We start from the raw sequence: 7,326 nt of genomic DNA, 5'->3' as shown, positions 1-7,326 counted from the left end.
GCCGGTAGATCATCGCGACCGGCACGACGGGCACCCCGGTCTCCAGCGTCATCCGGGCCACGCCGGCCTTGCCGCGGTAGAGCCGGCCGTCGGGCGAGCAGGCGGTCGCGGACGTCGATGAGCAGGGCCAGCAGCTCGTCGCGGGACGTCGTCGGCTCGCGGACCCACTGGTGCACGAGCGTCTCGGTGAACGCGAACCAGGCGCGCACCAGCTGCCGGCGCGAGGCGTCGTCGGGCAGGCCCAGCGCCTCGACCACGACGTCCGCCAGGGCCTCGCGGGTCTCCTCGTAGACCTCCGCGACCCAGGCGTCCCCACCGACGGCCCCGCTGACGAAGGCGATGTGGCTCTCCCGGTAGGTCTCCACCCAGCCGACGTAGCGGTCGAGCATCCCCGCGGCCTGCTCCTCCGGCGTGCTGTCGGCCCGCGGCGCGAGGTGGGCCAGCAGGACGTCGGCCGCGGCGCGGGTGACGGCGGTGTAGTAGTCGCGCTTGCTCGGGAAGTAGTGGAACAGCAGGCTGCGGCTGATCCCGGCGCGGCGGGCCACCTCGTCGATGGTCAGCTCCTGCACCGGCGTGGTGGGCAGCAGCTCCAGCCCGATCGCCACCAGCTGCGCGCGCCGGTCCCCGGCCGAGCGGCGGGTGCGCGGCGAGGCCGGCACGCTCAGGCCGCGGCCCGGTCGCCGGCGGCCGCGGCGACCAGCCGCTCCAGTGCCGCCGTCACCGGCCCGGGCCGCTCCTGGGGCAGCATGTGCCCGGTCCGCGGGACGACGACGAGGGGGGCGTGGGGCAGGGCCTGCGCCAGCTGCCGGCTGTGCCGCACCGGCGTGAGCCGGTCGCTGTCGCCGACGAGCACCTCCACCGGCACCCGGATGAGCGCGGCCAGCTCGCTGCGCTTGTCGTGGTCGCCGAGCGCGGGGAGGAACGCGGTGAAGGCCCGCACGGTGGACGCGTGCATGATCTCCGCCCCGGCGCGGACCATCTCCTCGGTGGCGTCGACGCCGTAGAGCAGGTCGCGCACGACCGCCCGGTGCCGCGGGTGCTCCGGCGGCACCAGCTGCCGCAGGCGCTCGACGACCCGGGCACCGGCCAGCGCGGCGGTGAGCGCCGCCGGGGTGAGCCGCCGGCGGACGCGCTCGGCGCGGGTCCGGGGCGCGCGCTGCAGGTCGCCGGCGGAGGTGGACACCAGGGCCACGCCGCGCACCCGGTCCCCGAAGAGCTCCGGCCGGGCGGCGGCCAGGCACATGATCGTCATGCCACCCATCGAGTGGCCGCCGAGCACGACCGGGCCGCGGGGCGCCAGCGCGTCCAGCACGGCGGCCAGGTCGGTCCCGAGCCGGTCGACGGAGACCGGCTCCGCGCTGCCCCAGCTCGACCGTCCGTGCCCCCGCTGGTCGTAGCGCACCAGCCGCACCTCCCCGGCGGCGACCCGCGGCCGGAGCAGCCGGGCGGGGTCGTCCCACGCGGCCTGGGAGAGCGTCCAGCCGTGGGCGAGGACCACGGTCACCGCGGCGTCGTCCGCACCGTCCACCGTGGCGTGCAGCAGGGCGCCGTCCGGCGTGCGGACGGCGGCGGTGCGGTGGAGCACCAGGTCGGTCATGCCGCCACCTCCTCGCGCGCCTGGCGGCCGGCGGGCGTGCCGACGTAGTTCTCCCGGTCCAGCCGGCGGGTGAGCCGACGGAACCGGAAGGTGAAGTCGGGCCAGAGCGTCGTGTTGTGCCCGCGGGCGTCGAGGTACCAGCTCGAGCAGCCGCCCGACAGCCACACCGTGTCCCGCGACCTCGCGGCGATCAGATCGCGGTAGGCCCGCTGGGCTCCCGCCGTCGTCTCCAGCACCTCCAGGCCCTCCTCGGCCATGGTGCGCAGCGCGTCGTCGACGTAGGCCAGCTGCGACTCGATCATGTAGACCATCGACGTGTGCCCGACGCCGACGTTGGGTCCGACCAGCAGGAACAGGTTCGGGAAGCCGGCCACGGTGGTGCTGCGGTTGCTCACCATCCCGTCGGCCCAGACCTCGGCGAGGGTGCGCCCGTCCCGCCCGGCGATGCGCTCGGCGATCGGGAGGTCGGTGACGTGGAAGCCGGTGGCCAGCACGATCGTGTCGGTGGGCCGCTCGACGCCGTCCCGGGTGACGATCGAGTGCGGCCGGACCTCGGCGATGCCGGCGGTGACCAGCTCGGCGTTGGGGGCGCTGACCGCCGGGTAGTAGTCGTTGCTGATCAGGATGCGCTTGCAGCCGATGGTGTAGTCCGGCGTGAGGGCCGCCCGCAGCCTCGGGTCCCGGACCTGGCAGTGCAGGTGTGCGCGGGCCAGCCGGGCGGCCGGGCGCAGGAAGCGGCGGTCCTTGGCCATCCCGACGACCAGGAGCTCGCGGACGCCGTAGAGCGCGCCCCGGACGGCCTTCTGCAGGGCGGGGACCCGCCGGTAGAGCCGCCGCCGCCAGGCGGGCACCGGCGCGTCGGTGCGCGGCACGATCCACGGCGCGGTGCGCTGGTAGACCGCCACGCCGGCGACCTGCGGCTGGATGGCCGGCACGATCTGGATCGCCGAGGCGCCGGTGCCGATGACCGCGACCTGCTCGCCGGTGAGGTCGTGGCCGGCGTCCCAGCGGGCCGAGTGCACGACGGTGCCGGCGAAGGAGTCCAGGCCGGGGATGTCGGGCAGCCTCGGGTCGGCCAGCGCACCGGCGGCCGAGACCAGCACGCGGGCGCGGTAGTCGCCGGCGGTCGTGCTGACCAGCCAGCGGCGGGCGTCGTCGTCCCACCGGGCGGCGGTGACCTCGGCGCCGAAGACGCAGTGCTCCCGGACGCCGAACCGGTCGGCGACCGACCGCAGGTAGCTCTGGATCTCCGGCTGCTCGGAGTAGGTGCGCGGCCAGTCGGGGTTGGGCGCGAAGGAGAACGAGTAGAGGTTCGACTGCACGTCGCAGGCCGCACCGGGATAGGCGTTGTCCCGCCAGGTGCCGCCGACGTCCCCGGCCCGCTCCAGCAGCACGAAGTCGGTGTCGCCGCGCCGCTTCAGGGTGATCGCCATGCCCAGGCCGGCGAAGCCGGTCCCGATGACGGCCACCCCGACCTCGCGGACGGCGCCGGCCGCGGTCGTGGCCGGGTTCTCGAGCGTGCTGGTCACCGGTCGGCCTCCCGTGTGTTTGCTGAGCGGTGCTCAACACGCTACAACCGCCGTTGAGCACGCTCGACACGACGCCGAGGAGACGCCATGACCCGCCGTTCCCGCACCCCGCTCACCGGACGGTCGGTGCTCGTCACCGGTGCGGCCCGGGGGATCGGCGCCGAGCTGGCCCGCCGCGCCGCGGCCCGGGGCGCCCGCGTGGCCCTCGCCGGCCTGGAACCGCAGCTGCTGGCCCAGGTGGCCGACGGGTTGGGCCCCGAGCACCTGTGGGTCGAGTGCGACGTGACCGACCCGGCGGCGCTGCAGACCGCCGTCCGCCGGACCGTGGAGACCTTCGGCGGCCTGGACGTCGTCGTCGCCAATGCCGGCATCGCGCCGCTGACCACGGTGATGACCAGCTCGGCGCACGCGCTGGCGCGCACCATCGAGGTGAACCTGACCGGGGCGATGCTGACCGTGCACGCGGCGCTGCCGGAGCTCGCGGTGCGGCGCGGGCACGTGCTGCTGGTCAGCTCGGCAGCGGCGTTCACCGTGCTGCCCGGCATGAGCGCCTACTGCGCGGCGAAGGCCGGGCTCGAGCGCTTCGGCGACGCGCTGCGGCTGGAGGTCGCCCACCGCGGGGTCACCGTGGCCAGCGCGCACCCGACGTGGATCGACACCGACCTGGTCCGCGACATCGAGACGGCGCTGCCGACGTTCGCCGCGACCCGGCGGCAGCTGCCCGGTCCGCTGGGCGCCTGGACCTCGGTGGAGGCCTGCGCGGAGGCGCTGGTGGAGAACCTGGAGACCCGGCGCCGCCGGGTCTTCGTGCCCCGCTCGGTGGGCGTGGTGGCGGCGCTGCGGCAGGCCGTCACCGGCGCGCTGGCCGAGCGGGTGGTGATGCGGGTCGCGGCGACGCGGGTGCCGCAGCTCGAGCGCGACATCGCCGCGCTGAAGGGGCAGGAGTTCGGCCGCAACTCACGGGGTCAGGGGCGCCAGTCCTCGCGGTAGTGCGGGTGGTCGGCGTAGGTCTGGCCGATCAGCCGCAGCGCCCGCTCCATGGTGGCGCCGCGCGGCCCTGCCGTTCCAGGTCGCGGGAGTAGCGCACCAGGTCGCGCTTGGCCCGGACGTCGCGCAGCACGTGCGCCACCAGTGAGGCGTTGGAGCGGGAGGCGCTGAGCGCGACGAACTGCGCGGCCTCCTCGTCCTCGTCGAAGCGGGTGAGCAGGAAGTCGACCAGGTCCTCGTTGCGGATGCTGGTCGGCAGGTCCGGGTGCGGCGGGCTCACCGGGGCACGCCAGCCCGGCGTCCCCCGCCCGGCACCGCGATGCGGGAGGTGCCGGCGGCGGCCACCTACCGTGAGGGCGTGCGGCGCTTCTTCTACGACACCGAGTTCATCGAGGACGGCACCACCATCGACCTCGTCTCCATCGGCGTCGTGGACGAGACCGGCCGGGAGTTCTACGCCGTCAGCACCGAGTTCGACGAGCGCCCGGCGATCCCGTGGGTGCGGCGCAACGTGCTCGACCAGCTGCCGCCGCCGGCCGACCGGGCCTGGCGCAGCCGCCAGCGGATCCGCGACGACCTGCTTGCCTTCCTCACCGGCCCGGGCGAGGAGATCGAGCTGTGGGCCTGGTACGCCGCCTACGACCACGTGGCGCTGTGCCAGCTGTGGGGGGCGATGCCGGCGCTGCCACGGCCGATCCCGCGGTTCACCCGCGAGCTGCGCCAGCGCTGGGACGACCTCGGGCAGCCGCCGCTGCCGCCCCGTCCGAGCGGCACCCACGACGCCCTGGTCGACGCCCGCTACAACCTGGCCCGCTGGCAGGCGATGGAGGGCTCCCGCCGCTGAGACGCCGACGGCCCCTGCCGGCGCCCGTGGAGGAGGGCGTCGGCAGGGGCCGTCGACGGTGGTCCCCTGCAGGGTCCCGCCGGCCCCGTCCCGGGTCCCGCCCTGAGCCTGCGGAGGGCGGGGAGGACGGGGTCCTTCTACGAGGGGCAGGGGGTCCTCTTTCAGATGGTGAAGGCCCCCAGCAGGCGGGTCAGCTCGTGCGAGAGCCGGTCGAGCTCCCGGGCCGCGGTGCGCGCGCTGTCCACGTCCTCGGCACTGCGCTCGGCGTCCTCGCTGACCGCGGTGAGCGTGGTGGTGAACGCGGTCGCCCCGTCGGCGGCGGCGCCGACGCTGCGGGTGAGCTCGTTGGTGACCGCCGTCTGCTCCTCGACCGCGCTGGCGATCGTGGTCTGGTGGTCGTTCATGTCGCGCACGACCTCGGCGATCCGTCCGATGGAGCCCACCGCCGCGGACGTGTCGGCCTGGATGCCCTGCACCCGCTGGGCGATCTCCTCGCTGGCCCGCGAGGCCTCCTGCGCCAGCTCCTTGACCTCGTTGGCGACGACGGCGAAGCCCTTGCCCGCCTCGCCGGCCCGCGCGGCCTCGATGGTCGCGTTGAGCGCGAGCAGGTTGGTCTGCTCGGCCACCGCGGCGATCACCTTGACGACGTCACCGATCTCGGCCGAGCTCGCGCCCAGGGTGGCCACCGTGGTCTCGGTCTGCCGGGCGAGGTCGGCGGCGCTGCGGCCCACCCGGGCGGCCTCGGTGGCGCTGCGGGCGATCTCGGCGATGGAGGCGCCCATCTGCTCGGCGCCGGCCGCCGCCGAGGTCACGCCCGCGCTGATCTCGCCGGCGGCCTCATGGGCGGTGCGGGCCTGGTCGCGGCTGCGGGCGGCCCGGTCACCGAGGCCCTCGGCCACCGTGGCGACCGTGCCGGCCGAGGCGGCCAGCGTGCGGGCGCACTCGCCGATGTCGCGGATGGTGCCGGCGACCTTCTCGACGAAGCGGTTGAACGCCCGGGACAGGTCGCCGACCTCGTCGCGGCCGGACTCGTCCATCCGCTGGGTCAGGTCGCCCTCGCCGTCGGCGATCTCCGCCATCCGCGCCCGCAGCCGCTCCAGCGGGGCGGTCAGCCGGCGGCCGACCAGCCAGGCCACGGCACCTCCGGCCGCGGCGACCAGCAGGACGGCGACGACGACGCCGGTGAGCATCGAGGCGCGGCCGGCGTCGAGGCGCTCGACCGGGGTGGCGAAGTCGCTGTCCCGGGCGATCGTCGCGATCACCCAGTTCCACGGCTGGTAGTAGGAGACGCGCACCGTGTGCGATCCGGTCTCGGCGTCGACGTACCGGACGGTGGCCTGCTCACCCGGCTGCAGCTCGACGGCGGCGTCGACCACCTGCTCCACCCACCGGGTGCCCGCGGCGTCCGTGGTGTCCAGCAGCGACTCCCCGTCGCGGACCCCGCCCTGGCTGACCACGACCTGGCCGCGCAGGTCGCCGGTGCCGCCGAAGACCTCGACCCGGCCGTTCTCGCCGACGGTGGTCTCCTCCAGGCTCTCCCGCAGCGCGGGCAGGTTCTGCTGCTTCTGGCCGACGTAGACCATGCCGATCACCTGGCCGGCGCCGTCGAACAGCGGCGCGTAGGCCGAGACGTACCAGGAGTCGACGACGAAGGCGTTGCCGCGGTAGGTCTGACCGGCCAGGACGGCGGCGAGCACCGGGTTGGCCGCGCCGTCGGGGTTGGTCGCCGGGATGTAGGTGCCGATCGCCCGCGCGCCCGTCGTCCCCACGACGTTGGTGGCCACGCGCAGCATGTCGCCGGCGGCGTTCGTCCGCTGGAAGACCGTCGCGGTGCCGCCGACCAGCGCCTGCACCTGGTCGACCACCGGGGTGGGGCTTCCCGGGTCGGTGTTCTGGCCGAACCACGTGCCGCCGGCGGAGGCGCGCGGCAGCTCGACCGGCGTCACCTCGCCGCTGTACTGGTTCTTGGCCTGCCAGGTCACCGTGCCGCGGTCGAGCCGGAAGCCGCCGGCCTGGGCCAGCACGTGCTGGGCGACGGCGAGGTCGGAGTCCACCTTGGCCGCGGTCGACGCGCCCTGGGTGGCCACCACGTCGTAGACGCCGCTGGCGGTCTGCGTGAGGTCCTGGGCGACGAGGGTCTCGACGTCGGCACGGGCGTCGTCGGCGAACGCGCTGCTCTGCCAGGCGCTCACCCCGCCGACCGTGATGCCGGTGGCGGCGACGCACGCGGTCGCCAGCGCCACCACCTTGGTCCTGATGTCCCAGCGCACGGGTCTGCTCCTGTTCGTCCTGACGGCCCGGTCGCAGCCGTTGCGACGCACATCGGCAGGAAACGCCCTGTTGTCAACCGGAACGGGACAATGGCAGTT

The 7,326-nt window shown here is 75.1% G+C and carries 7 protein-coding genes; 2 read left to right on the top strand and 5 right to left on the bottom strand.

The window, feature by feature from the left end:
• The 3 genes from CNO22_RS28900 to CNO22_RS06095 form a co-directional block, all read right to left on the bottom strand.
• On the bottom strand, window positions 1-659 hold a 659-nt coding region (locus CNO22_RS28900), incomplete at its 3' end, for a TetR/AcrR family transcriptional regulator (RefSeq protein ID WP_100498449.1).
• Between the two features lie 2 nt (window positions 660-661).
• Entirely contained in the window at window positions 662-1,597 is a 936-nt protein-coding gene (locus CNO22_RS06100) for an alpha/beta fold hydrolase (protein ID WP_100498448.1), read from the bottom strand.
• Entirely contained in the window at window positions 1,594-3,126 is a 1,533-nt protein-coding gene (locus CNO22_RS06095; protein WP_100498446.1) for a flavin-containing monooxygenase, read from the bottom strand. Before CNO22_RS06095 ends, CNO22_RS06100 begins: the two co-directional genes overlap by 4 nt.
• An 87-nt stretch (window positions 3,127-3,213) precedes the next feature.
• Here CNO22_RS06095 and CNO22_RS06090 point away from each other — a divergent pair, with 87 nt between their 5' ends.
• A complete protein-coding gene (locus tag CNO22_RS06090) occupies window positions 3,214-4,116 on the top strand; it encodes a short-chain dehydrogenase/reductase (RefSeq protein WP_100498444.1) in 903 nt (300 codons plus the stop codon).
• Between the two features lie 28 nt (window positions 4,117-4,144).
• Here CNO22_RS06090 and CNO22_RS06085 read toward each other — a convergent pair whose 3' ends face one another.
• The gene (locus tag CNO22_RS06085; RefSeq protein ID WP_100498443.1) at window positions 4,145-4,393 is read right to left on the bottom strand and encodes a DUF6221 family protein; all 249 of its coding nucleotides are present in this window, start codon (window positions 4,391-4,393) and stop codon (window positions 4,145-4,147) included.
• 78 nt (window positions 4,394-4,471) lie between these two features.
• On the opposite strand from CNO22_RS06085, the gene CNO22_RS06080 reads away from it, so the two are divergent.
• The gene (locus CNO22_RS06080) at window positions 4,472-4,957 is read left to right on the top strand and encodes a polyadenylate-specific 3'-exoribonuclease AS (RefSeq protein ID WP_232806835.1); all 486 of its coding nucleotides are present in this window, start codon (window positions 4,472-4,474) and stop codon (window positions 4,955-4,957) included.
• 161 nt (window positions 4,958-5,118) lie between these two features.
• Here the strand turns inward: CNO22_RS06080 and CNO22_RS06075 are convergent, their stop codons facing one another.
• On the bottom strand, window positions 5,119-7,227 hold the full coding sequence (locus tag CNO22_RS06075; RefSeq protein WP_100498441.1) for a methyl-accepting chemotaxis protein: 2,109 nt from the start codon (window positions 7,225-7,227) through the stop codon (window positions 5,119-5,121).
• Window positions 7,228-7,326: the final 99 nt, after the last annotated feature.

It is taken from the genome of Geodermatophilus chilensis, assembly GCF_002802985.1.
GTDB classification, from domain to species: Bacteria; Actinomycetota; Actinomycetes; order Mycobacteriales; family Geodermatophilaceae; genus Geodermatophilus; species Geodermatophilus chilensis.
This window is presented reverse-complemented; position numbering and strand designations above follow the sequence as displayed.

Excerpts from the sequence above, each read along its gene's own strand:
- CNO22_RS06100 (WP_100498448.1), bottom strand. The coding sequence starts at position 1,597 with ATGACCGACCTGGTGCTCCACCGCACCGCCGCCGTCCGCACGCCGGAC.
- CNO22_RS06090 (WP_100498444.1), top strand. The coding sequence starts at position 3,214 with ATGACCCGCCGTTCCCGCACCCCGCTCACCGGACGGTCGGTGCTCGTC.